The organism is Mucilaginibacter sp. R-33 (genome assembly GCF_049949235.1).
GTDB lineage: Bacteria > Bacteroidota > Bacteroidia > Sphingobacteriales > Sphingobacteriaceae > Mucilaginibacter.
The window spans coordinates 6,545,672-6,570,206 of record NZ_CP188089.1; the positions used below are offsets into that span (position 1 = coordinate 6,545,672).

A 24,535-nucleotide genomic window follows, 5' to 3' on the forward strand; every position below is an offset into this window, starting at 1 on the left:
ACGTTGAAAAAGATCCTATTGATCATATCCTTATTGTTCCCGGGCATTTTCAGTAATGCCCAGGAACTAAGGACTGATATATCGGTACACGACCCGGTAATGATCCGGCAGGATAGCACTTACTACATCTTCTGTACAGGTAATGGCATTGCTATGTGGTCGTCAGGCGATAGGGTATATTGGAAGGCTGAGAAACCTGTATTTGCAACGCCCCCGCAATGGGCAGTTGATGCTATCCCCGGTTTTAAAGGGCATATTTGGGCACCGGATATTTCGCTTTACAACGGGCTGTACTACTTGTTTTATTCTGTATCGGCCTTTGGCAAAAATACTTCGGCCATAGGTGTGGCGACCAATGCCACGTTGCATACCAATGATCCAAACTATAAATGGATTGATCATGGCAAGGTAACTCAATCTATCCCCGGTAAAACCAACTGGAACGCCATCGACCCTAATTTAATTACCGATAAAGACGGTACACCATATTTGGTTTTCGGCTCGTTTTGGGATGGATTAAAATTGGTGAAGCTGAATAAAGACAGGTTAAGCGTTGCGGAAAATATTGATAACATTCCAACCATTGCAACACGCCGAAAAATAGCAACGGAAAATCTACCCGCTGTTGACGGGAACCCAGTTGACGCCGGCGGCAATGCCATTGAAGCTCCGTTTATTTTTAAACACGATCAATACTTTTACCTGTTTGCCTCAATAGATTATTGCTGCAAAGGGCCAAAGAGTACTTACAAAATGATTATCGGTCGTTCAAAAAAATTGAAGGGACCATACCTGGATAAAGAAGGCATAGCCATGAACAAAGGTGGCGGCAGTATCCTGCTGGCCGGCGATGCTAATTGGTATGGCGTAGGCCATAATGGGGTAAGTACTTTTGACGGGATTGATTACATCATTTTCCATGGCTATGATGCCGCGGATAGGGGGATTTCGAAATTGAGGATAGAAAAGCTGGATTGGGTTGATGGATGGCCGGTAGTGGGGAAATGAATTAATTAACCTGAAAAACAAGGTAGAGCCGTGCGATTCCCCTTGGGAGCATAGCCGTCAACTTAAGGAATAAAAAGCGGGGAAGGTGCGATTCCCCTCTTGAGAGGGGCGGAGGGGTGTGTCTCTGCTTTGATAAGCCTACAGCAGAAACACACCCCTGCACCGCTCGTCCCTCCGCGCCCCCTCTCGAGAGGGGATTTTGTTCAATAGCTGCTTAAGTTGACGGCTATGCCCATGTGTAGAGAAGGATTTCGTCAATATAAAAAGCGTAGAAACCCCTCCCTGCCACCGCACTTATCGGCCGCACCCCTCCCAAGGGAGGGAATTGGAAAAGGAGCACAGGCCGGTTGGCCGGTGAATTTAAATCGATTACAATATGAAAATATCACAATACCTGATCGCATTAGGCCTGGCACTTGGCAGCCTGACACATGCCAATGCCGCAGCCCGAGATACCATCATTCACGCCGAAGGTAACCCCATTATCAGGCACAAGTATACTGCCGATCCGGCGGCTATGGTTTATAAGGATAAGGTATACCTGTACACCGGCCATGATGAAGCTGCTCCCGGTCATAACGGCTATACCATGCACGATTGGACCTGCTTCACTACAACCGATTTGGTGAACTGGACAGAGCATCCCTCACCAATGAATGTTAAGGCTTTTCAATGGGCCAGGGACGATGCATGGGCATCACAGGTGATTGAACGGAACGGCAAGTTTTACTGGTATGTGGCTGTTGAACATGGCACTATTCATGGCAAAGCTATTGGCGTGGCGGTATCTGACAGTCCGTTGGGGCCGTTTAAGGATGCGCGCGGCAGTGCTTTGGTTACCAATGATATGACCAAAGCCGTTAAGCATTCCTGGGATGATATTGACCCAACAGTTATTATTGATAAAGACGGGCAGGCTTACCTGTTTTGGGGCAATGGCATTTGCTATTATGCCAAGCTAAAAAGCAACATGATCGAACTTGACGGCGAGATTAAAACCATCACCCTGCCGCATTACACCGAAGCGCCGTGGATCCACGAGCGTAACGGCTGGTATTATTTATCTTATGCTTATGAGTTTCCCGAAAAAATAGCGTATGCTATGAGCCGGAATATCAATGGCCCGTGGGAATATAAGGGGATCATTAACGAAATAGCTGGAAATTCTAATACCAATCACCAGGCTATTATTGAGTTTAAAGGCAAATGGTATTTTATATATCATAACGGGGCGTTAGTGCCTGACGCTGGCAGTTTCCACCGTTCCGTTTGCATCGATTATTTGTATTACAATAAAGATGGGAGCATTAAGCGGGTGATAATGACCAGCGAAGGGGTTAAGCCGGCCAAATAATTAGTCCCACTCAAGCCTTCCCGGGGTAGGGAGGGCTTGAAGGTTGTCCTGACATGATAGTCCAAAGGGCGAATTATTCCGGTTGATAAATACATAATTTAATGAAAAGTAATTTTACCAATTATTTTACTGATATTGCGTTGCTGAAGCAATATGGCCTGTAACCAGTTGGCTATGATTGCTTTGGTAAGGAACCAATTATAACAAAATATGATCATTAAAAATGTTTACTTATTACTTGCCGGACTTTTATTGGCCGGTTTTACTTCATGCAAAAAGAAAGAAGTTTTGCCGGGTAATTCCGGGAACGTTCCCGGTGATACGGTGGTAAACACCGGAAAGGCGTTGCCGGCTGGTGCAAAAGATGGGGTTACCTTTATCAATTCGGGTAAATCGGTAATTTTTAACCTGTATGCGCCGGGCAAAAAATCCGTATCAGTGATAGGTGATTTTAACGGCTGGGATGTAAATGATACCAAGGCCGTGATGAACAACACACCCGATGGCAAACGTTGGTGGGTACAAATTGATAACATCGATCCCGCTGCTGAATATGGTTACCAGTTTTATATTGATAAATCATTGAAGGTAGCTGATCCATATACCGAAAAGGTGCTTGATCCCGATAATGATTCATACATTTCTTCAGATACCTATCCCAACTTAAAAAAGTATCCAACCGGGAAAACTACCGGTAATGTAAGCGTTTTTCAGGCCAATCAGCCTGCGTACAGCTGGAAAAATACCAGCTTTACCCGCCCCGATAAAAAGAACCTGGTTATTTATGAATTATTATTACGAGATTTTATTGATGCCCATAACTATCAAACCCTTACAGATACTTTGAAGTATCTCTCAAACCTTGGAGTTAATGCTATTGAACTGATGCCTTTTAATGAGTTTGAAGGTAATCTTTCATGGGGGTATAATCCGTCTTTTTATTTTGCGCCTGATAAATACTACGGTACCAAAAACGCTTTGAAAGCTTTTATTGATGAGTGCCACTCGCGGGGTATAGCGGTGATCCAGGATATGGTGCTTAATCACTCCTTTGGCCAATCACCAATGGTACAGATGTATTTTAACACAACAGCGGGCAAACCTGCGGCCAACAATCCCTGGTATAATGTGGATCCAACGCATCCTTACAATGTAGGTTACCAATTTAACCATGAAAGCGCCGACACTAAATATTTTGTAAAAAATGTGCTCAAATTCTGGATGACGGAGTATAAGATAGATGGTTTCCGCTTTGACCTTTCAAAAGGTTTTACCCAGGTTAACTACGGCACGTCTGATGCAGCCGTGAACGCATGGAGCCAATATGATGCCAGTCGTGTAGCCATTTGGAAAGATTATAACAACTACATCAAAAGCATCGATAATAATAATTTCTACGTAATACTGGAACATTTTGCGGCTAACCAGGAAGAAAAAGAACTGGCGGGCGAAGGCATGATGCTTTGGAACAACCTGAACTATAATGCCAACGAAGCTACTATGGGCTGGCTAACCAACTCCAATTTTCAGGGTTTGTTTTATGATCAGCATACGTTTACGCAGCCGTATAACCTGGTAGGCTATTTTGAAAGCCATGATGAGGAACGCCTGCAGTTTAAAAATGAAAGTTATGGCAATGCGGTTGGCAGCTACAATGTAAAAGATAAAAACACAGGTTTGGCGCGCGAAGAAATGGCAGCCGCGTTCCTGTTTTCGGTTCCGGGGCCTAAGATGCTATGGCAGTTTGGGGAGCTTGGTTATGATGTAAGTATTAACCAGGGAGGCCGCACCAGCAATAAACCTATTTATTGGAACTATAACACCGATCCTAACAGGAGGCATTTATACAGCATTTACTCAAAAATGATTAAGATGAAGGAAAAGAACCCTGTATTTGCCTCAACCAATTATACGTACAGCCTCGGTGGCGCAATTAAAACTATACAGTTAAAAGATGCCAGCGCGAATGTGGAAGTGGTAGGCAATTTTGATGTGGTGCCGCAAACCGGCAGCATCAGCTTCCCGGTTACCGGAACCTGGTACGATAACATTAGCAAAACCAGCATCAATGTAACATCATTGACATATTCCATGACGCTGCAACCCGGCGAATATCATGTTTACAGTAGTGTTCCTTTACAGCAATAACGAGGTTAAAACACTAAGTGTTAAGGCCTCCGGGAGTTGATAAATGCTGTTTTTGCAAGGTGGTTTTCAACAGGGAATTACACTTCCGAAAACTTTAAACGTGTAATGGCCTTATTTTTAATTGATTGTTAATAATTAATGTTACCTTTGTAGTAATTAAATAAAAATATAATGCAAGGAACAGTAAAATTCTTTAATGAAACCAAAGGTTTCGGATTTATTACGCCAACTAATGGTGGTGCCGAAGTTTTTGTACACGTCTCAGGCCTGATCGACACTATCCGTGAAAACGATAGCGTTACCTACGATGTAGAGCAAGGCAAAAAAGGCTTAAATGCGGTAAATGTAAAAGTAGGTTAAACTATCAATTATATAAAAATCGTACAGCATCTGTTCAGCAATGGGCAGATGCTTTTTTTATGCAATAAAAAAGCCTAACGTATGCTATAAAAAAGCTCCGTTAGGCAATAATTATATTCAACAGGGGAGTTTTCCTAAGAAGACTTTACCATCTGCACTAAGGCATCAATAAATTTAGGTGCATCATTCAAACTCTCAACCAGTTGCACATGCTCACCGCCGAGGGCTTTAAATTCGTCACCATATTCGGTAGTTACTTCATATACGGTTTCAAGGCAGTCGGCTACAAATGCGGGGCAAAATACCAGGAGACGTTTTTTACCTTCGCCGGCCATTTTGGCTACAATTTCGCTGGTGTAAGGCTGCACCCATGGGTCGTTGCCCAGGCGCGATTGAAAGCAGATGGTATATTTCTCTTTCGGAATGCCCATTTTTTCAGCTATCAGTTTCGCGGTATGGTGCGATTGTGCCGAATAGCAAAACCTGTTGGCATCAGTAAGCGTTTCGCAGCAGCCGGCCGATTTAAGGCAGTGGGTATGCGTATGGTCGGCTTTAATCAGCTGCCTTTGCGGCAGTCCGTGAAAGCTGAATAAAATGTGATCGTACGTTTCGGGATTATATTTTTGAGCGTTATCAGCAAAAGTTTCAATCATCAGCTCATTATCATGGAAAGAGTTGATGAACGTAATATTTGGCGATGTTGGCCATTTGCCAACAATGTACATCACCTTTTCATAAACAGACCCGGTACTGGCCGAAGCATATTGCGGAAACAAAGGGATTACCTGGATACTTTCAACAAGGGCTGCTTTCAGTTTCTCCAAAGCCGATTCGATAGAAGGGTTTTGGTAACGCATAGCCAGCTCAACCATATAGTCATCGCCAAGGCGCTGTTGCAAAGCTTTTTGTTGTAAAATACTGTAATGTAATAGTGGTGAGCCGGTTTTAGGGTCCCAGATGGCCTGGTACAATTTGGCCGATTTAGGTGCCCTGAACGGAACGATAAGGCCCTTAACTAAAAGAGTACGTGAAATGGCCCCGATATCAATAACCCGCGGATCCATCAAAAACTCATTCAAATAACGCTTTACATCTGCTGTGCTGGGGCTATCCGGGGTGCCCAGGTTAACCAGTAAAATTCCTTTTTTAGCCATAACTGTAGGCGCAAAAATAGCAAAAAATGCCCCGTAAGTTATGACGGTGGTCACAATTTACAAATAAATGAGGTGTAAGGTTTATTTATTCCCTGTCACAGTATACTCCCGTTATTATAGGGGACGAAGCAATCCCCAGCTTCGCAGGGAGATTTGCACGATTACCTGTCTGTTTGAGAGGATTGTTGGTGTTTTTATCATGATGTGGTTGTAAGAGGTTGATTATTAAAGGTTTTTTTGAGCCGGTTTCATGGTATGGGCGTTGCCTGCGTTAGGGCTTTACGCTGCAAATCCTCGCCTTGCCTGTACGCACTGAGGCCTGCACAAGGCTGTGGGTTTTCCGCTGCAATCCCTAACGCAGCCCTGCGCAACATCCCTAAAATATATTTTATACATCATTACCATTTTTTCCGAGCTTAATAGTGGATACGATGACGAGTAGCGGATTATGGATTGGTTAATCTGTGTTTTTCGGCAACGGAGCTTTCCACAATCTCCACCACGGTACACCCGGCGATTCATGGTGCTCATAATGATAGCCGAAAAAATAGCAGCTAAAAAATGCAGCCAAATGATTACGGCGCTGGCTCCGGGCAAAGTGCCGGTTATTGTGTTCGCCTTTATGCGGTTGGTACGTACCAAAGTAAAATAACTGTAATGTGCTTAGTAATGATGGCGCAACCCAAAACATGATCAGGTTTGGCTGTGGGATCCAAACCTTCAGGATATTGAATACAACAGCCATCACCACAATTTGCCATATGGACAGGTAATTGCGGATAAATTGTACATACCACGCAAAAAAGCTGCCCTGATGATAGTCCGGATCTTCATGTGTATGTACATGGTTATGGTGCCTGTGGTGTTTGGTGTACAATTGCGGGTACCAGAACGAGGCATATAGGAAAGTGCTGAGGTAACCCACAAAGTTATTTAAGCCCTTATCAGGCGAAACTGTACCATGCATAGCATCATGTGCGGTGATGAACAGTCCGGTATAAAGGTGCATCTGCACCAGCATTAGCACATAAACAAGAGGATTGCTGAAGCTGAAATGCCATTGCATCAGTAATGTAATGCTTGTTGCCCAGCAGCCAATTACCAGCGCGGCCACAAATAAACCAATATTTGACGGACTTTTTTGCATGTTACCTATTACAGCAAAAAGCGTGCTGTTAAAAGCTTTCTATAGTGGCTTTTACTTTCTGCATCAGCCACATGGGGGTTGATGTTGCACCGGCAATACCAATGGTATCATTTGGTGCAAACATGTTTTTATCCAGTTCGTCGGTTGAGGATATGAAATAAGTATTGGGATTGTGCTTGCGGCATACTTCATACAATACCTTACCATTTGATGATTTTTTGCCCGATACAAAAACAATCTTATCAAAGCGCGTTGCAAATTTGGGCAGGTCTTTATCTCGGTTACTTACCTGGCGGCAAATAGTATCATTAGCCTTAAGGGCGTAGCCGCGTGAAATAAGCTCATCTTTAACCGAGTAAAATTTATCCATACTCTTGGTGGTTTGGCTATACAACGTAATGTTGTGCGGTAGTTCTACATTGTCAAGCTCGGCAATATCCTGGAAAACTATCGCTTCATCATTGGTTTGTCCCTGCAGGCCAACCACTTCTGCATGACCGTGCTTGCCAAAAATCAGGATCTTCTCGTTCGAGTCATATGAGGTTTTGATGCGGTTTTGTAGTTTAAGCACTACCGGACATGAGGCATCAATAAGGGTGATGTTATTCTCTAAAGCCGTACGGTAGGTGTCGGGAGCTTCACCATGGGCACGGATGAGCACCTTTTCATTATGGAGATCTTTAAGCTGGCCGTGCTCAATGATGCGCAGGCCTTTTGCTTTCAAACGTTCAACCTCTTCGTCATTATGCACAATATCACCAAGGCAGTACAGATAGCCATCCTCTTCTAAAATCTCCTCGGCCATATCAATGGCATAAACCACCCCAAAGCAAAAGCCCGAATCCTGGTCAATAGTAACCTTTAACTGATAATCTCCCATGGTGCTACAAATTTACGGCAAAAATAACCGTTGATTGTAATGATTACGTTGATTTTGATGATTATTATATCACTAAATAGTTGATCACCTTGGCTCAATATACCAAATTCAAGACAGCAAAAAATACAAATTGTGCAATCAGTAATGCCGAGCCAACAATGCTTTGCCGTTTAAATTTAAACTGCTCAAATATAAAAAGCAGCAATGCACTCAGCATAAACCAGCAACCATAGTTTTTAAACGGAACGCCGGCATCCAGCCAGTGCCAGTAATCAAAATGTATGGCAATAGGCTCAATCAGCACATCGAGCAAGGTGAGGATCGTAGCTCCTGAAAGTATTCTTACCAACGTACTTTTTAGGCGGCTTCGCTGCAGGGTAATGCCTGCGGCATAGACCAGCAGGAACCAATTTACCCCTATCATCAGGGGAATTTCAAATAGTTTGATGCCAAGTGTTCTGCCATATTGATAATGCCCGAAGAGCCAACCGGTATGTACACCGATGTATTCGGCCAGGAAGCCGATGCCGAAGGCGGTCAATGCAAACAGCAGAAACCTGCTGTCAAAATTGTCATAACTATAAACGATAATCCCAAGCATCAATAGTAAATGCCATGGTACCAGGGTTATAAATAATACGGTTAATGAGGGGATAATAAAGCCTGCCAACCCTACCAAATGAAACAGGAAAATAACTATGATACAGATCCTGTTTTTTGCGCGGACAGAATTATCGGATGCTATGGGTCTCAAATTTTTCGCCCTTTCCACATCGTGGTTTTGGTGAGATACCTTTGGATGGATAAAACAGCTACGACAAGCAGGCTAAACATTTGGGCAGGATGTAAAAGGATGTTATACTCCGCTTTTTGACCGGCCGAAAGGGAGATCATGATCCGCGTAAGAAAAATCAGCCCTGCGGTAAAAAATATCAGCGGCATGTTCAGGGTTGTCAGGATAATCAGCGGACCGGCAATAGTGATGGTAATGTACACCAAAAAACCAATGATGCTATAGTTAAAAGCCGCCAGGAAATTTTTACTGAACCCGTTTATAGCTTCGCCATATCCCCGGTACATACGGCAGCTGATCATGCCGTTGGCCAGCAGGGCCTCGCCATTATAACGCTCCGCTTTTATGAGGCGCATGATCTCCACATCTTCCACCACCTTGTTTTTTACTGCTTTGTGCCATTGGTGTTTGTGATAAATAGTAGCATCAAACAACATAAACTGCCCGCTGGCGGCTGCTACTGAGGCGTTTTTTAATATATATACCAGGCGTAAAGGCAGCAGGTTTAGCAATATGAAATGCATGAGAGGTACTACCAGGTTCTCGCCAAGGGTAAGCATGGTTTGATTGCTGAACAGGCTTAATAAACCCAGCTGGTGCAAATGCATACGGTGTACCGCACTGTTGATAAGGCGGTTATTAACTTGTTCGTCAGCATCCAAAAACAGCAGGTATTTACCATCGGCCTGTTTAGCCATTTGATGGCAGGCGTAATTTTTTCCCATCCAGCCATCCGGTAATTTACCTCCCTTTAACACCCTGAAATGAGGGTGACCGGCGGCAAATTCAGTACAAACCTGATAAGTATCATCGCTTGAATCATCGTCATAAATAATAACCTCGTAGTTGTTATAATCCTGCTGATGGATGGAATTTAACAGAGTTAATATGTTTTCGGCCTCGTTACGTGCAGGGATCAGGATAGAAACTTTATCCGAATAATACCGCCCTATATGGGGCAGTTTAGGGTTGGAGATATAATTGAATAGCGTTACTGCAAACCTGAGTATGATAAAAAAGAGGGTTATTAATATAGCTATGGTCACTTTTTATATATCAAATTCGGTTTGCAGCGCTTTGGAGGCTTCATAATGCCTTTGGTAAGCCTCTTGTAATTTACTTATGCTTTTACCGGTGTAATTTTCTGGTTCGTTTTTTAAATAAACGGTTGCCGTTGCCTTTTTATGTTTAAAGTACTGAATAAAAGTTGAAGCAAAAACGAGCTGGAAATTCCCGTTTGCTTTTTCAATGATCCTCATAACCCCCTTTTCAAAGTTTATGCTGGTAACAAAGTTAGCATACAGTTTGCCCTGCGGAAACATCAAAACCAAATTTGCGGGATCGGTAAGCAATCCGGCAGCATAGTCAAGTGATTGGATGATACTTTTTGAATCTTTTTTTACCGAAAAAGCACCCACATATTTCAGGAAGCGCTCGTTACGGGCAGTCTCTTCCAGGATCATGACATGTAACTTTTTCTTCAGCAATTTATCGTTTACGCAGTATAATATCAATCCATCCCAAAAACTAAAATGGTTGCCTATCAGCAGCACCGATTTGTTTTCATCAATCACAATATCGTTAAACAATAGCTCATAAAACGTTTTGCTAACTATCCATTTAATATAATAATGGACAATACGGCTCATGAAAAAGTTGTTTTTATTGCGGATCATATTTTGACACGAATGTATTGCATGTTGCCGACAATTTTATCGAATTACACGAATTTTGATGTACGTTTATCAAATGAAATTAACGTCAATTCGATATAATTCAAGAAATTAGTGTCAATTAATTAGTGCTCCATATTGATCTGGTTCTTTAACGCTTGCTGATGTGCGTTATTAATGTTTTCCTTTAACTGCTCAAAAGTAAGCTCATTAGCAACGCCTAAATCAAATAAATGAACATAGGCACGGGGTTTCAGACTTTCAAAGTAATCGATCAGGGTACAATGATAAACCACCTGACAGGGGCCTTTTATCTGTCGCATCAGTTTATAAACACCGGTTTCAACACGGATATGCGTTTCATGGTTTGAATAGAGCTCGCCCTGCGGAAATATCACAATGAGGTTATCAGGATCATTTAATATTCCGGCCGAGTAGCTGAGCGAGTCGAGTATTGCCCTCGACCCTTTTTGAATGGAGTAAGCACCAATGTACCGAAAATAACTATGCTGATCGAACTGGTCTTGCTGCATCATGATGTAGAATTGCTTTTTGAGATCATAAACAGCTGTCCGGTTAGCAATGAAACCGTCCCACCAGCTAAAATGATTGGTCAAAAGCAATATTGAATGGCCCGGGCGTGGCTCAAAGGGCTGTACATTAACCTCTTTAAAATTACGGCCGATCCACCATTTTACACAACGGATGAATAGTTTACTCCAAAATTTCTTTTTACGTGAAGGTACCATGTTTATTTAACTAAATACTCGTCAAGTGCCTTTGTAACCAACCAGTGCCCAAGCTCAACTTCATGTACTTCGGCATTATGGAGCATTCCTAAAAATGGCATTGCCGCCGATTTAGGGAATAGCTGGTCATGCCTGCCAAATATCAGCAAACATTTAATTGTATGCTGATTGATTAATTGTGCTACTTTCTGTACGTCAGGTTTTAACTGCCTGATCAAATTTAGGGTATAATAGGTGTCAAGCCGTTTTTGTTCGGTATCAATTTCATTATAAGCTATGCGGTAAAGGCTTTCGTCAATAGCGCCAACGGTTTTCATGCTTTTAACTAAAAAAGGTGCCAGCCATTTGCTTTTTGTAGCCGTACGGAAAATTGCGCGTCCAAGCTTATTATGCAATATAAAATGAAAGCCTTTAAATACAGCCAGGCCATCAGGGGCCATTAAAATGATGTCATCAATCATATCGGCATATTCTTCAACTAAAATCAGGGCGATGTTGGCGCCTATAGAGTAGCCCATTACCGAAAAACGTTGCCGGCCGTAAAGCTTAAACCATTCTTCCATGTAGCTGCGTACCATGGGTTTTGGCATCCCGGCCACGATCTGTTGTTCTGTCCAGCCATCCAGCCTGCTTTCGCCGTGAAAAAAGTGATCGAAACCATAGATGTGATATTGGGGTAGGATAGACTGATCAAGTACATGAAACTGTTTCCCTGTCATGCCATAGCCATGAAAGGCCAGCAGCGGTTTTTGACCGGTACCATACTCGTGAAAATGCGCTTTGCCCAGGCCGGGCAGATGTAAAAAACCCATTAAGGCAATATTAAGAATTTATGACTTTTGTACAGTAAACAACCATGTTTTGTTTGAATGATGGAATAGTCTTTTAAAATTGTCATTTCGATGAACCGCGGAAGAGGGAAGTGGGGCGTGAAGAGAAATCTTCTGCTTCCTGCAAATCCACCATACCTGGTCTACTTACCGGGTGTACAAAGTCTCACTCGTTCCTCGTATGATAGATGACATTTTTTATTTATCGATATACTTCATGATCATTTCCGTGGCCCCTACATTTTCCTTCACATAATTAAATACCTTTTTACGGGTAATATTATAAAACGGCTCGTCATTAACCAGTGTGTCAACAATATCTTTTAATTCTGTTTCATTGCTGATGCTAAAACCGGCTTTAATGGCTATAAGTTCCTTGGCTTCGTTAAATTTCTGATAATTAGGGCCAAAAATAACCGGCAGACCGAACGCGGCTGCCTCCAGGGTATTATGAATTCCCACACCAAAGCCGCCACCTATGTAAGCAACGTCGGCATAAGCATAAAGCGATGAAAGCATGCCGATATTATCTATCACCAGCGATTGAAGATTGTTAGATGTAAGCGATTGGTTAATAAAATCTCCTGACTTTAAGCCTTCTGCCTCAGTTCTTAGCTGAGAAAAAGTGATCGCCTTTCCCTGCGGAAGCAAGTCAATAAGGTTATTAACTTTTTCCTCCGGTATTTCGTGAGGTGCAAAAATGAATTTCCAATCGGGATACTGGCTTACTAATTTGGCTAATATATTCTCATCCTGTGGCCAGGTGCTGCCTGCTATAAATAACTTGTGACCATTTTTAAATTGTTCTATCAAAGGCAGCACTTTAGGGTTTTGTGCATTTGCCCAAACGCGATCAAACCGGGTATCGCCGCTCACTGATGTGTTAGTAATACCGATACCTTTCAATAATTGCGCAGATGCCTCATCCTGTAAAAAGAAGTGCGATACCAGACTTAGGATTCTGCGATTAAAACCTCCATACCATTTAAAAAACACCTGTGCGGGCCTGAAGATGCCTGATACGATATACAGGGGGATGTTACGCTTGTTTGCTTCATTAAAAAAATGGAACCAGTACTCGTATTTAGTAAAAATGACAATCTCGGGGTTAATGGCATCGATAAACCTGCGGGCGTTTCGGGCAGTATCCAAAGGCAGGTAGTAAACAAAGTCAGCAAGCGGTGTGTTTTTCCTGATCTCATATCCCGAAGGAGAAAAAAAAGTGACTACTATTTTCTTTTTGGGGTGTAAATTTCTCATTGCTTCCAGTATAGGCCTTCCTTGCTCAAATTCGCCAAGTGAAGCAAAATGAAACCAAATACTGCTTTCTATACGTACAAAGACAGGATTTTTACGCCCTGCAACCCAAAGTTTTGCCTTGTTGTTAAACAATGCGGCAAAACGGATAAAAAGGGAATATAATTTGATACCTATATTATATAATAACATCAATTTTAATGCTGAATGATTATCTTAGCCGGGCATAAAAGTAATAACAATAATTACAATATTAGTTTATGGCCCGCCCGGTGCTATAATAAGTCAGTTATATGATTGATCATACAAATATTGCTTACTTAAAATTAAAACACATTTAACACTATGAAAATTGCAGTAATTGGTACGGGCTATGTAGGCTTGGTAACGGGAACTTGTTTAGCCGAAACGGGAAATGAAGTAACCTGTGTGGATATCGTGGAAGAAAAAGTAAACAAGATGCGGAATGGCGAGATGCCGATTTATGAACCGGGTCTTGATATTTTATTTCTGCGTAATATTAAACAGGAAAGACTAACCTTTACCACTAATCTTGCCGAAGCAATAGGCCCGGCCAAAGTGATCTTTTTGGCATTACCTACGCCTCCGGGAGCGGATGGAGCAGCCGATTTGAGTTATGTGCTTGGCGCAGCAAAAGATATAGCCAAACTGATCACCGAATATAAAGTGATCGTAACCAAATCAACGGTACCGGTAGGTACGGCAGATAAGGTAACCGCAGTGATGAAAGCCAATACCGATGTTCCGTTTGCGGTGGTATCCAACCCCGAGTTTTTACGCGAAGGTGTAGCCGTAGAAGATTTCATGAAACCGGACAGGGTAGTGATCGGTACAACGGATGAAAAAGCCCGCCAGGTAATGGGCGATTTATATGCACCCTATGTGCGCCAGGGCAACCCTATATTATATATGGACGAACGCTCATCCGAGCTAACCAAATATGCAGCCAACTCATTTTTAGCCACCAAGATCACGTTCATGAACGAGATTGCCAACATGTGCGAGCTGGTAGGAGCGGATGTAGATATGGTACGCAAGGGGGTAGGGGCAGATGGCCGCATTGGCAAACGATTCCTGTTCCCGGGTGTTGGTTATGGGGGCAGCTGTTTTCCTAAAGATGTGCAGGCCCTTTCCAAAGCAGCCGAAGAAAATAAATACGACTTCAAGATCCTCAACTCGGTGATGGAAGTGAACGAAACTCAGAAGAAACGGCTGGTAGTTAAAATGCGTGAATATTATGGCGAAGGCGGACTGAAAGGAAAACATTTTGCCCTGTGGGGACTGGCTTTTAAACCGGAGACCGACGATATCCGCGAAGCACCGGCACTGTACATTATCGATGAGCTGTTAGCAGCCGGGGCAACAGTAACCACCTACGACCCGGAAGGCATGCCAAACGTTAAAAAACTACTTGGCGATAAAATAAGCTATGCCACCAACCGGTACAATGCCCTTGATGATGCAGATGCTTTGCTGATTGTGACCGAATGGCCGGTATTCCGTACTCCAGACTTTGACTTTATGAAGGAAAAGCTGAAATCGCCGGTGATCTTTGACGGGCGTAACCTGTATGACCTGGACAGGATGAAAGATTATGGATTTTATTATAACAGTATAGGCCGTAAAACAGTAGCAATATGACAGAAAGAAAAAGAATCCTGATTACAGGAGCGGCCGGTTTTTTAGGCTCGCACCTGTGCGACAGGTTTATTAAGGAAGATTATCATGTGATCGGGATGGATAACCTGATCACCGGTGATTTAAGGAATATCGAACATTTGTTCAAACTGGAGAACTTTGAGTTTTATAACCATGACGTATCCAAGTTTGTATATGTGCCGGGTGAACTGCATTATATCCTGCATTTTGCCTCACCGGCCAGCCCGATAGATTATCTGAAAATTCCGATCCAGACATTGAAAGTAGGCTCACTGGGAACCCATAACCTGCTGGGACTGGCCCGGAACAAGAAGGCACGGATGCTGATCGCCTCCACCTCGGAAGTATACGGCGATCCGAACATCAACCCGCAGCCAGAGGAATACTGGGGTAATGTAAACCCGGTAGGCCCGAGAGGGGTGTATGATGAAGCCAAAAGATTCCAGGAAGCTATTACCATGGCTTACCATACCTTCCACGGGTTGGAAACCAGGATCGTTAGGATTTTCAATACCTATGGTCCAAGAATGCGACTGAACGACGGAAGGGTGTTACCGGCTTTTATAGGGCAGGCACTGCGGGGCGAACCGTTGACGATGTTTGGCGACGGCTCACAAACGCGGTCGTTTTGCTATGTAGATGACTTGATAGAAGGGATCTACAGGTTGCTGCACAGCGATTACGCCCAGCCGGTGAACATCGGCAACCCGGACGAAATCACGATAAAACAATTTGGCGAGGAGATCATTAAGCTGACGGGCACCAACCAGGAGCTGATCAGCCTGCCTTTGCCAACGGACGATCCGAAGCAACGCCGCCCGGATATTACCAAGGCTAAAGCTATATTAGGCTGGGAGCCAAAAGTATCCAGAAGTGAAGGTTTGAAGATCACCTTAGAATACTTCAAGTCGTTGCCCGAACATGAAATAAACCATAAAGACTTTACTTATTACAATAAGTAAGGTAACGAGGCCGGAAATTAATTTTTTTGGCCTTTTTTATAATATAAAAGTGGATGAATTGTCACAATCTGCTTACTTTGCCAAACATTCAAACATACTCTCTATTTAAACCATGAAAATATTAGTAACAGGCGGTTTGGGTTTTATTGGTTCGCACACCGTTGTTGAGCTGGTTAACGCGGGGTATGACCCCATTATCGTTGACGACTTGTCGAATTCGGACCCTAAAATATTAGATCAGCTTACAAAGATCTTAGGCTTTACCCCGGTATTTCATAAGCTTGATCTTTGTGATGAAGCTGCCGTTAGATCACTTGCTCTTGCCGAACCCGAAATAGGTGGTATCATCCACTTCGCAGCCTTTAAAGCGGTGGGCGAATCGGTAAAAAAACCAATGAAATATTACCGGAATAATTTTTATTCGCTTATCAATCTGCTCGAAGCTTATTACGGTAAGGCTATCAATTTTGTATTTTCATCAAGCTGCACAGTTTACGGACAGCCCGAAAAATTACCCGTTACAGAGGATGCCCCGGTGCAGCCTGCACAATCTCCATATGGTAATACCAAGCAAATAGCCGAAGAAATTTTGGTTGATATGATAAATTCCGGCAGCGATTATAAAGTGATTTCGTTGCGTTATTTTAACCCTGTAGGTGCCCATGAGTCTGCTTTGATTGGGGAGTTGCCAATAGGTGTACCACAAAACCTGGTGCCTTTTATTACACAAACTGCCATAGGCAAACGCGAAAAAATAACCGTTTTTGGTAATGATTATAACACGCCTGATGGTAGCTGCATCCGCGATTATATTCACGTAGTTGATTTGGCGAAAGCCCATGTAGCCGCGTTAAGGCTTGCCGAAAAAGACGAATTTAAAGGTTATGATGTGTTTAACCTGGGCACAGGCAACGGCACTTCAGTATTGGAAGTAATTCATGCTTTTGAAAGCACTACTGGCGAAAAACTGAACTATGAAATTGGCCCGCGCCGTGAAGGTGATGTGGAGCAGGTTTGGGGCGATGTTACCAAATCATCAACCAAACTTGGCTGGACAGCTAAACTTGGTATTGGCGAAATGATGTCATCAGCCTGGGAGTGGGAAAAATATATTGCTCAAAATCCGTTCAATTAATATCAACAGCAGGGAATGAAAAAAATCATTATAACAGGGGGTGCTGGTTTTATTGGTTCGCATGTAGTACGCAGGTTTGTGAAAAACTATCCTGATTACAGCATTGTTAATTTAGATAAACTTACTTATGCGGGTAATCTGGCCAATTTAAAAGATATTGAAAATGAGCCTAATTATAGGTTTGTAAAAGGCGATATTGTTGATATTGCTTTTATCAATGAACTTTTTGCAGCAGAGAACCCCGATGCGGTTATCCATCTTGCTGCCGAATCGCACGTAGACCGGTCGATCACTAACCCCCTTGATTTTGTGATGACCAATGTAGTTGGCACCGTAAATTTATTGAATACAGCCCGCGAGCATTGGAAAGGCAAATATAATCAAACCCGTTTTTATCATGTTTCTACCGATGAGGTATACGGTACGCTTGGTGAAGATGGCATGTTTACCGAAGAAACCGCCTATGATCCGCATTCGCCCTATTCGGCTTCAAAGGCAGGTTCTGATCACTTTGTGCGGGCCTACCAGGACACTTACGGCATGGATACCGTGATCTCAAACTGCTCAAACAATTACGGATCGTTCCATTTTCCGGAAAAGCTTATTCCACTGGCAATCAATAATATCAAACAAAATAAGCCTGTGCCGGTGTACGGCAAAGGCGAAAATATCCGCGACTGGCTTTGGGTTGAAGACCATGCCCGCGCAATTGATGTCATATTCCATAATGCCAAATCGGGCTCAACCTATAATATAGGCGGGCATAACGAATGGAAAAATATTGACCTCATCAAATTGCTTTGCAGTATATTGGACAAAAAATTGGGCAGGGCCGAGGGAGAATCGGCTAAGCTGATCACTTTTGTAACCGACAGGGCCGGCCACGATCTAAGATATGCTATTGACGCAACCAAGCTTAAAAATGATTTAGGCTGGGTGCCGGGCATAACTTTTGAAGAAGGTTTGGAAAAAACAGTTGATTGGTACCTGGCTAATGAAGATTGGCTTAATGATGTAACGTCGGGACATTACCAGCAATATTACAGCAGTCAGTATAACGATAGATAAAAAATGTTCGGGCTTTTTAAGAAGAAGAAGGAAGTAAGGGAAGCAAAGCACAGCTATGAGGGGATCATGGTTGATATGCACTCGCACGTGTTACCGGGAATTGACGATGGTGCTAAAACGCCTGAAGATTCGGTAGAGTTGATAAAAAAAATGATGGAATTAGGCATAAAAAAAATTATTGCCACACCTCACATCATGATTGACTTTTATCGCAACACCCCCGAAACCATAGGAAACGCACTGACCATACTAAAAGCTGAGTTGGTTAAACAAGGGATTGATATACCTGTTGAAGCCGCTGCCGAACACTATTTTGATGAAACGTTTGAAGCACGTGTAGAGAACGGCCCGATCATGACCATGGGCGATAATCACGTATTATTTGAATTTTCATTTATAAATCAACCGCCAAATACTTACAGTGTAATTCAAAAGCTTCATGATAAAGGGTATAAACCTATTTTGGCCCACCCCGAGCGCTATCAATACCTTGATTTAGAGAAATTGAAAAATTTGCACAGTTGGGGTGTCGACTTTCAGCTTAACACCATATCGCTTACCGGGTATTACGGCAAGGAGATAAAAAAAATGGCCGAAGAACTGGTTGATAATAGTTTGATAGACTTTATTTCAAGCGATATGCACCACTTAAGGCATGCCGCCGCATTGGGCGATGCGCTGAGAACAACTTATATTGAAAAATTGCTTGTCGACTATCCGCTTAAGAATAAGATGTTGTTTTAAACAGGTATTATCCAACAAGAAAAGCGTCATTGCGAGGAACGAAGCAATCCTCGATTAGCAGATCGATCCGCCCTGTATGGTTCGTGATTGCTTCGTTCCTTATAATGATATGGTCGTAAGTTATTGATTATTAAGTGTATTTTTCTGATGGATTTTATACCATGGGCGTTGCCTGCGGCCCGGGCTTTCCGTTGCAAGTCCTCGCCTTTCCTGCCCGCAGTCTCTCTACTCGCTCCGGGCTTTACACTGCAAGCCCTAACGCGGCCCACGCGCAACACCGCTAAAATATATTTTACATGTCATTGCGTTTTTTTTCAGGCTTCCCTGATTGTTACTCGCAATGACGTTTTTTGTTTGTAGGCAGCTTCTAAGATTTTGAAGCGTTGTCTATTCATACCTCAAAGCTTCAACCGGATCCAGTTTTGCTGCTTTTTTTGCGGGGTAGTAGCCTGATATTAAACCGATAAACGTACAAAGCACTACCGCGAAGAATAGCCATCCCCATGGCACTACAAATGCGCCGCTTATTTGTACGGCAATGAGGTTTCCGGCAGCCATGCCCAGTATCATACCTGCTGCACCGCCTATAAGACAGATCACTATTGCCTCTATTAAAAATTGTTTACGAATGATTGCCGGAGTTGCTCCTATAGCTTTTCGCACACCAATTTCGCGTGTGCGTTCTGTTACTGATACCAGCATGATATTCATAAGCCCAATGGCGGCGCCGATGAGCGTGATAATACCTACAGCAAAACCGGCGGCTGTAATACCCGCAAGCTGGCCTGATAGCTCTTTTTGAATGGAATCGCTCCGGCTTATTTCAAAGTTGTCCTGGTTAATTACGTTAAGCCCTCTTACGTTTCTAAATAAGGAGGTAGCTTCGCCAATAGTAGCATCAAGGGCGCCGGGACTGGCTACTTTAATAGTTACCGTGAACGACGCATTCTTGGTACTGTCTATCTGTTTAGCTTTCAATACAGGGATCACGCAAAATTTATCGCCCCCGAATGAGCTTGAACCTTTTGATGCAAATACACCAACTATCCTGAACCTATCGGTACCGAGATATATCGATTTATTTATCGGGTCTTCAGTTTTAAACAGTTTCTTTTTGATCTCGTCGCCAATAATAACCACGTTCGATCCATGTTCCAGTTCAGAAGCGGAAAAATTACGCCCGAAAGCCAGCTTTTTACCAGCTGTAACCAGGTAATTTTCGTTTGATCCGGAGATAGATATGTTTGGATTTGTTTTTTGATTGCCGTATTTGGCTACTGCGGTACCATTTACCTCTAAATTAATGGCTACAGCTACCGGCAATTTAAAAGTATTTTTAAAGCGCACCGCCTGGTCATAAGTAATGGCCGGATACACTTTACGATGCCCGCCGTTGCCGAAGTTCAATCCCTCACCGCGGTTTTGCAGGGTGAATGTGTTGGCGCCAAGATCGGCGAAAGCATCGTTGGTGAACTGCCTTATGCCTTCAATGGCCGTTAAAATACCCACCAACGCCATGATACCAATAGCTATGATCAGCGCAGTTAATGAGGTGCGCAGCCTGTTGCCGGCTATGGACTGTAATGCAATGGAAATGTTTTCTTTGTAAGAGGTTTTTACCGGCATGGTATAAATATAAAAAACTTGGTGGTATGACTAAGCATTATACCAGTTTGTTACATGCTGATTTAACTTATTTTTGTGATTGGTGTGGCTAAGGCCCCGATTTGGTAACGTGCTATTTATGTTACAATTTTCCGTTGAATTTAAACCTTAAAATGAGAAATTATTATATCCTGTTTGCTATCCCATTGCTTGTTTTTAGTATTTCAAGCGCATATGGTCAGATTGAGATAACACGGCCGATAGAACAATATGGTTTCAATCAAAAAACGGTAGTTACCAATGCCAAAGGCGAAAAATATACTTATGCTAAATGGCGTGAATTGATGGCAACCGGCTATTATATGTTGAAGCCCGTACAGCATGATAGTGATAGCTCTGCTTTTATATTAACAAAACGTGATCCGCTTGCCGATGGTATTTTGCCGGCTAATGCTATTAAGCCGCCCGAAACCAGGTTTTTTAAAACGGGAAATACCTTTAGCTTTTTCAATATGAGAGATGTTAACGGTAATGTAATTACAGCTGCGGAGCTGAAAGGGAAAATAGTTGTGCTCAACTTTTGGTTTATTGCCTGCCCGCCATGCAGATATGAAATGCCCGAACTGAACCGCCTTGTCGACGCTTATCAGAATAATAAGGATGTTGTATTTATTGCAATTTCGTTAGATAAAACTGAACAGGTGGAGCGATTTCTGAAGGTGTCGCCATTTAAATACCATGTGGTTAGCGATTCGATGCCTTTGTTTTCTTACTATGGGGTTGACGAGTGCCCGGTGAGCCTGGTTATTGACAGGGACGGGGTTATACGGTTTAATAGCCAGGGCTATAGCGATGGAATGGTGCCAAACTGGATCAGGAAAACGATATCTGAAATTAAGTAATGGTTTTAAATATCACCGGCTAACTAAATAGGCACGCTGCTGATAGTTTGCGACATTACCGAAATACAAAACAAAAGCCGCTTCATATTTACAATGAAACGGCTTTCCATATTTTAACCGGGTTTATTTAAACCGAGAAAGAAGAGCCGCAGCCACAGGTGCTGGCAGCATTAGGGTTGTTGAAAGTAAAACCACGGGCATTTAATCCGTCCTGGTAATCAATTTGCATACCGGCCAAATACATGCCATGGGCCTTGTGCATAAAAACTTTAATCCCATCAATAATATATTCCTGGTCGCCGTCTTTTTTCATGTCAAAGCCTAAAATATAGTTCATGCCCGAACAGCCACCACCCTCAACACCAACACGTAAACCAAATTCGTCGTTTATTTCTTGCTGGTCTTTTAATTTAAAAAGTTCCTTTACTGCGCCCGGTGTAAAAGAAACCGGAGCAGCTTCAACAGCTATACTCATCTTTATTTTTATTTATTCCACACAAATATAACGTAAAATGCAGATTTTTGTTAGTGTCATAATTTTATGACCCCTGTATAACATTTATAAACATGCCCACTCTACCTTTTTTGTTTGATATTTTAAAATATACTATTTCGGGCTTAGGCGTTGTGTATATCGCTTTTTACCTGTTTAAACCATATCTTGATAAATCAGAAAGTATCCAGTTATTGGAATTAAAGCGTACCATCAGTAATCAAACCCTGCCATTACGTTTACAGGCCTATGAAAGGGTTGTACTTTTCATTGAAAGGGTTAATCCTGCAAGTTTACTTATCCGCCTTAACGGATCGGCCGATACCGCCGCCAAATTGCAGGCTATTATTGTTAACGAGGTGCGCAACGAGTTTCAGCATAACATTACGCAGCAAATTTATGTAAGCGCCCGGGTTTGGAATGTGGTAAAAAGGGTAAAGGACGATACCATTAATATGATCAATAATGCTGTAAAGGCTTTACCTCCTGATACTTCAGCACTTGAGTTAAGCAGGGTTATCCTGATACATTTAAGTAAGCTGGAAGATAATCCATATGATGTAGCACTTGGGCTCATCAGGCAGGACATGGAAGAATTATACTAAGCTTATGGCCAGGGATAAAAAAATTACCACTACATCGGGTATCGAAATTAAGGAGGTTTATACCGAACCTTCAAATATGAGTGAATTGCCAGGTGAGTTCCCCTTTACCCGCGGTATCCAAAAAGATATGTACCGGGGCAAACCCTGGACTATGCGGCAGTATGCCGGCTTCTCAACTGCCGAAGAATCAAACAAGCGTTATCATTATTTATTAAGCCAGGGTACAAACGGTCTTTCGGTAGCCTTCGATCTCCCAACACAAATAGGCTACGACTCCGACCATGCTCTTGCCGAAGGTGAGGTGGGCAAGGTAGGGGTAGCTATTGATTCATTGAAGGACATGGAAATCCTGTTTGCTGGTATTGAGCTAAAGGATATCACTACCTCCATGACTATTAATGCCACGGCCCCAATCTTGCTGGCCATGTACATTGCCCTGGCCAAAAAGCAGGAAGCAGATCTCAGGCAAATCTCCGGCACCATACAAAACGATATATTAAAAGAGTATGCTGCCCGCGGCACCTATATATATCCCCCTGCGCCATCCATGCGGCTCATTACCGATGTATTTGAATACTGCAGTAAAGAGGTGCCCAAATGGAATACTATCTCCATATCAGGTTATCACATCCGCGAAGCAGGCTCAACCGCCGTGCAGGAACTGGCATTTACTTTGGCCAACGGCAAAGCCTATTTAAAGGCCGCGCTGGATAAGGGACTTGATATTAATGTGTTTGCCAAGCGCCTTTCTTTCTTTTTTAACTGTCACAGTAATTTTTTTGAGGAAATAGCCAAGTTCCGTGCCGCCAGGCGCATGTGGGCGCATATTACCAAACAATTGGGGGCTACCGATGCCGGCGCCCAAAAACTTCGCTTTCATACGCAAACGGGCGGCTCAACGTTAACAGCACAACAGCCGCTTAATAATATTATAAGGGTAAGCAACCAGGCAATGGCTGCCGTGCTGGGGGGCACACAATCATTACACACCAATGGGTATGACGAAGCCTTGTCGTTACCAACAGAAGCCGCAGCCAAAATAGCCTTGCGCACCCAGCAGATCATCGCGTTTGAAAGTGGTGTTACCGATACGGTTGACCCGCTTGCCGGTTCATACTTTATCGAAGCATTGACAGATGAGATGGAAGCCGCTGCCCAATTGTATATAGATAAGATTGATGCCATGGGTGGCGCGGTAAAAGCCATAGAACAGGATTATATCCAGCAGGAAATAGCAGCCTCTGCTTACCAGTATCAACAGGAGATTGAAACCGGCGAAAAAGTTATAGTAGGCGTTAACCGGTTTACCCAGCAGGAGGAAGCCCCTGTTAATGTGTTTAGGGTGGATGACGCGATCAGAAAAATGCAGTCGGAAAAAATTGCTGAGCTAAAAAGGGAGCGTAATAGTAACGATGTTGAGAAAAGTTTACACCTTTTGGGAATAGCTGCGACCGGTACCGAAAACTTAATTCCTTTTATCGTAACTTCGGTAGAAAGCTATGCTACCCTTGGGGAGATCGCCGATGTATTGCGAGGTGTTTTTGGAGAGTATTAGCGTCGTGGTGTGGCTTCCGTGCATGTAGTATAGTGCACCACAAATCAACAAACCTGGTTTTTATTTTTTATAAGGCACTAAACCAGTGCGTTATTTTTTTGTTTGCAGTAACCATCAAAAAAGCGCAAACATTACCCATGTTTTGGCGTATAACTAAGGGTTGTAATTGACAGTTTTATTATTCTTTTTTTTGAAATTTCAAAAAAAGAAAAAAACAATTGAGAAATATTCGGATTGTGATTTTTATATCAAAAATTATGTTATCCATACGAAAATTTCATTAAAAAATCGAATTTGTTAGTAAAAAGCCAAATGTTAAAAAAGTGAAAATTTAATTTTTTTATAAGCTTTTTTTGGCAATATTCGATGTTCCGTAGCAAGGCCAAAAGTTGTTTCGCTGGGGGTTGGAAATCAATATTTTACTTTTATTTAT

At 42.7% G+C, this 24,535-nt stretch carries 23 protein-coding genes; 12 read left to right on the plus strand and 11 right to left on the minus strand.

Annotation, left to right across the window (positions count from 1 at the left end; genetic code table 11):
- Nucleotides 1-3: 3 nt before the first annotated feature.
- From ACP26M_RS27410 to ACP26M_RS27425, 4 genes are all read left to right on the plus strand, one after another.
- A complete protein-coding gene (locus ACP26M_RS27410; protein ID WP_426584992.1) occupies nucleotides 4-1,008 on the plus strand; it encodes a family 43 glycosylhydrolase in 1,005 nt (334 codons plus the stop codon).
- 376 nt (nucleotides 1,009-1,384) lie between these two features.
- The gene (locus ACP26M_RS27415; RefSeq protein ID WP_426584994.1) at nucleotides 1,385-2,362 is read left to right on the plus strand and encodes a glycoside hydrolase family 43 protein; all 978 of its coding nucleotides are present in this window, start codon (nucleotides 1,385-1,387) and stop codon (nucleotides 2,360-2,362) included.
- A 210-nt stretch (nucleotides 2,363-2,572) separates the two neighbouring features.
- Nucleotides 2,573-4,510, plus strand: a complete 1,938-nt coding sequence (locus ACP26M_RS27420) for an alpha-amylase family glycosyl hydrolase (protein WP_426584996.1) — start codon at nucleotides 2,573-2,575, stop codon at nucleotides 4,508-4,510.
- A 168-nt stretch (nucleotides 4,511-4,678) separates the two neighbouring features.
- Complete coding sequence (locus tag ACP26M_RS27425) at nucleotides 4,679-4,870, plus strand: cold-shock protein (RefSeq protein WP_090528875.1); 192 nt, start codon at nucleotides 4,679-4,681, stop codon at nucleotides 4,868-4,870.
- A 134-nt stretch (nucleotides 4,871-5,004) separates the two neighbouring features.
- On the opposite strand, the gene hemH is transcribed toward ACP26M_RS27425, so the two are convergent.
- From hemH to ACP26M_RS27470, 9 genes are all read right to left on the minus strand, one after another.
- Nucleotides 5,005-6,024, minus strand: a complete 1,020-nt coding sequence (gene hemH, locus ACP26M_RS27430; protein ID WP_426584998.1) for a ferrochelatase — start codon at nucleotides 6,022-6,024, stop codon at nucleotides 5,005-5,007.
- Nucleotides 6,025-6,481: 457 nt separating this feature from the next.
- Nucleotides 6,482-7,171: a fatty acid desaturase gene (locus ACP26M_RS27435; protein WP_426585000.1), complete on the minus strand. Its 690-nt coding sequence runs from the start codon at nucleotides 7,169-7,171 to the stop codon at nucleotides 6,482-6,484.
- Nucleotides 7,172-7,199: 28 nt separating this feature from the next.
- Nucleotides 7,200-8,051: a 4-hydroxy-3-methylbut-2-enyl diphosphate reductase gene (locus ACP26M_RS27440; RefSeq protein WP_426585002.1), complete on the minus strand. Its 852-nt coding sequence runs from the start codon at nucleotides 8,049-8,051 to the stop codon at nucleotides 7,200-7,202.
- A 94-nt stretch (nucleotides 8,052-8,145) separates the two neighbouring features.
- Entirely contained in the window at nucleotides 8,146-8,823 is a 678-nt protein-coding gene (locus ACP26M_RS27445; RefSeq protein WP_426585004.1) for a carotenoid biosynthesis protein, read from the minus strand.
- Nucleotides 8,802-9,890 carry a glycosyltransferase gene (locus tag ACP26M_RS27450; RefSeq protein WP_426585006.1) on the minus strand — a complete coding sequence of 363 codons (1,089 nt, stop codon included), beginning with the start codon at nucleotides 9,888-9,890 and terminating at the stop codon, nucleotides 8,802-8,804. Before ACP26M_RS27450 ends, ACP26M_RS27445 begins: the two co-directional genes overlap by 22 nt.
- 3 nt (nucleotides 9,891-9,893) lie before the next feature.
- Nucleotides 9,894-10,493, minus strand: coding sequence for a 1-acyl-sn-glycerol-3-phosphate acyltransferase (locus ACP26M_RS27455; RefSeq protein ID WP_426585008.1), 600 nt, complete (start codon nucleotides 10,491-10,493; stop codon nucleotides 9,894-9,896).
- Between the two features lie 149 nt (nucleotides 10,494-10,642).
- Nucleotides 10,643-11,266, minus strand: coding sequence for a lysophospholipid acyltransferase family protein (locus ACP26M_RS27460; protein ID WP_426585010.1), 624 nt, complete (start codon nucleotides 11,264-11,266; stop codon nucleotides 10,643-10,645).
- Nucleotides 11,267-11,268: 2 nt separating this feature from the next.
- On the minus strand, nucleotides 11,269-12,078 hold the full coding sequence (locus ACP26M_RS27465; RefSeq protein WP_426585012.1) for an alpha/beta fold hydrolase: 810 nt from the start codon (nucleotides 12,076-12,078) through the stop codon (nucleotides 11,269-11,271).
- Nucleotides 12,079-12,294: 216 nt separating this feature from the next.
- Complete coding sequence (locus ACP26M_RS27470) at nucleotides 12,295-13,545, minus strand: 3-deoxy-D-manno-octulosonic acid transferase (protein WP_426585014.1); 1,251 nt, start codon at nucleotides 13,543-13,545, stop codon at nucleotides 12,295-12,297.
- Between the two features lie 153 nt (nucleotides 13,546-13,698).
- Here ACP26M_RS27470 and ACP26M_RS27475 point away from each other — a divergent pair, with 153 nt between their 5' ends.
- From ACP26M_RS27475 to ACP26M_RS27495, 5 genes are all read left to right on the plus strand, one after another.
- The gene (locus tag ACP26M_RS27475) at nucleotides 13,699-15,015 is read left to right on the plus strand and encodes a UDP-glucose dehydrogenase family protein (RefSeq protein ID WP_426585016.1); all 1,317 of its coding nucleotides are present in this window, start codon (nucleotides 13,699-13,701) and stop codon (nucleotides 15,013-15,015) included.
- Nucleotides 15,012-15,995 carry a UDP-glucuronic acid decarboxylase family protein gene (locus ACP26M_RS27480; protein ID WP_091165770.1) on the plus strand — a complete coding sequence of 328 codons (984 nt, stop codon included), beginning with the start codon at nucleotides 15,012-15,014 and terminating at the stop codon, nucleotides 15,993-15,995. The genes ACP26M_RS27475 and ACP26M_RS27480 overlap by 4 nt, the downstream gene beginning before the upstream one ends.
- 112 nt (nucleotides 15,996-16,107) lie before the next feature.
- Nucleotides 16,108-17,130 (plus strand): UDP-glucose 4-epimerase GalE, encoded by a 1,023-nt coding sequence (gene galE / locus ACP26M_RS27485; protein ID WP_426585019.1) that lies wholly within the window; start codon nucleotides 16,108-16,110, stop codon nucleotides 17,128-17,130.
- Nucleotides 17,131-17,145: 15 nt separating this feature from the next.
- A complete protein-coding gene (gene rfbB, locus ACP26M_RS27490) occupies nucleotides 17,146-18,198 on the plus strand; it encodes a dTDP-glucose 4,6-dehydratase (protein WP_426585021.1) in 1,053 nt (350 codons plus the stop codon).
- Nucleotides 18,199-18,201: 3 nt separating this feature from the next.
- Nucleotides 18,202-18,942, plus strand: a complete 741-nt coding sequence (locus ACP26M_RS27495; RefSeq protein WP_426585023.1) for a tyrosine-protein phosphatase — start codon at nucleotides 18,202-18,204, stop codon at nucleotides 18,940-18,942.
- Between the two features lie 387 nt (nucleotides 18,943-19,329).
- Here the strand turns inward: ACP26M_RS27495 and ACP26M_RS27500 are convergent, their stop codons facing one another.
- Nucleotides 19,330-20,568, minus strand: a complete 1,239-nt coding sequence (locus ACP26M_RS27500; RefSeq protein ID WP_112652769.1) for an ABC transporter permease — start codon at nucleotides 20,566-20,568, stop codon at nucleotides 19,330-19,332.
- Nucleotides 20,569-20,720: 152 nt separating this feature from the next.
- On the opposite strand from ACP26M_RS27500, the gene ACP26M_RS27505 reads away from it, so the two are divergent.
- Nucleotides 20,721-21,449 carry a peroxiredoxin family protein gene (locus ACP26M_RS27505; RefSeq protein WP_426585025.1) on the plus strand — a complete coding sequence of 243 codons (729 nt, stop codon included), beginning with the start codon at nucleotides 20,721-20,723 and terminating at the stop codon, nucleotides 21,447-21,449.
- A gap of 127 nt (nucleotides 21,450-21,576) precedes the next feature.
- On the opposite strand, the gene ACP26M_RS27510 is transcribed toward ACP26M_RS27505, so the two are convergent.
- Entirely contained in the window at nucleotides 21,577-21,924 is a 348-nt protein-coding gene (locus tag ACP26M_RS27510) for a HesB/IscA family protein (RefSeq protein WP_426585027.1), read from the minus strand.
- Nucleotides 21,925-22,016: 92 nt separating this feature from the next.
- On the opposite strand from ACP26M_RS27510, the gene ACP26M_RS27515 reads away from it, so the two are divergent.
- Both ACP26M_RS27515 and ACP26M_RS27520 read left to right on the plus strand, forming a co-directional pair.
- Entirely contained in the window at nucleotides 22,017-22,547 is a 531-nt protein-coding gene (locus tag ACP26M_RS27515) for a hypothetical protein (protein WP_426585029.1), read from the plus strand.
- Nucleotides 22,548-22,551: 4 nt separating this feature from the next.
- Complete coding sequence (locus ACP26M_RS27520; RefSeq protein WP_426585031.1) at nucleotides 22,552-24,102, plus strand: acyl-CoA mutase large subunit family protein; 1,551 nt, start codon at nucleotides 22,552-22,554, stop codon at nucleotides 24,100-24,102.
- The last annotated feature ends 433 nt before the right edge of the window (nucleotides 24,103-24,535 follow it).

Excerpts from the sequence above, each read along its gene's own strand:
- ACP26M_RS27415 (WP_426584994.1), top strand. The coding sequence starts at position 1,385 with ATGAAAATATCACAATACCTGATCGCATTAGGCCTGGCACTTGGCAGC.
- ACP26M_RS27420 (WP_426584996.1), top strand. The coding sequence starts at position 2,573 with ATGATCATTAAAAATGTTTACTTATTACTTGCCGGACTTTTATTGGCC.
- hemH (WP_426584998.1), bottom strand. The coding sequence starts at position 6,024 with ATGGCTAAAAAAGGAATTTTACTGGTTAACCTGGGCACCCCGGATAGC.
- ACP26M_RS27435 (WP_426585000.1), bottom strand. The coding sequence starts at position 7,171 with ATGCAAAAAAGTCCGTCAAATATTGGTTTATTTGTGGCCGCGCTGGTA.
- ACP26M_RS27440 (WP_426585002.1), bottom strand. The coding sequence starts at position 8,051 with ATGGGAGATTATCAGTTAAAGGTTACTATTGACCAGGATTCGGGCTTT.
- ACP26M_RS27455 (WP_426585008.1), bottom strand. The coding sequence starts at position 10,493 with ATGAGCCGTATTGTCCATTATTATATTAAATGGATAGTTAGCAAAACG.
- ACP26M_RS27460 (WP_426585010.1), bottom strand. The coding sequence starts at position 11,266 with ATGGTACCTTCACGTAAAAAGAAATTTTGGAGTAAACTATTCATCCGT.
- ACP26M_RS27465 (WP_426585012.1), bottom strand. The coding sequence starts at position 12,078 with ATGGGTTTTTTACATCTGCCCGGCCTGGGCAAAGCGCATTTTCACGAG.
- ACP26M_RS27470 (WP_426585014.1), bottom strand. The coding sequence starts at position 13,545 with ATGTTATTATATAATATAGGTATCAAATTATATTCCCTTTTTATCCGT.
- ACP26M_RS27475 (WP_426585016.1), top strand. The coding sequence starts at position 13,699 with ATGAAAATTGCAGTAATTGGTACGGGCTATGTAGGCTTGGTAACGGGA.
- ACP26M_RS27480 (WP_091165770.1), top strand. The coding sequence starts at position 15,012 with ATGACAGAAAGAAAAAGAATCCTGATTACAGGAGCGGCCGGTTTTTTA.
- galE (WP_426585019.1), top strand. The coding sequence starts at position 16,108 with ATGAAAATATTAGTAACAGGCGGTTTGGGTTTTATTGGTTCGCACACC.
- rfbB (WP_426585021.1), top strand. The coding sequence starts at position 17,146 with ATGAAAAAAATCATTATAACAGGGGGTGCTGGTTTTATTGGTTCGCAT.
- ACP26M_RS27495 (WP_426585023.1), top strand. The coding sequence starts at position 18,202 with ATGTTCGGGCTTTTTAAGAAGAAGAAGGAAGTAAGGGAAGCAAAGCAC.
- ACP26M_RS27500 (WP_112652769.1), bottom strand. The coding sequence starts at position 20,568 with ATGCCGGTAAAAACCTCTTACAAAGAAAACATTTCCATTGCATTACAG.
- ACP26M_RS27505 (WP_426585025.1), top strand. The coding sequence starts at position 20,721 with ATGAGAAATTATTATATCCTGTTTGCTATCCCATTGCTTGTTTTTAGT.
- ACP26M_RS27510 (WP_426585027.1), bottom strand. The coding sequence starts at position 21,924 with ATGAGTATAGCTGTTGAAGCTGCTCCGGTTTCTTTTACACCGGGCGCA.
- ACP26M_RS27515 (WP_426585029.1), top strand. The coding sequence starts at position 22,017 with ATGCCCACTCTACCTTTTTTGTTTGATATTTTAAAATATACTATTTCG.
- ACP26M_RS27520 (WP_426585031.1), top strand. The coding sequence starts at position 22,552 with ATGGCCAGGGATAAAAAAATTACCACTACATCGGGTATCGAAATTAAG.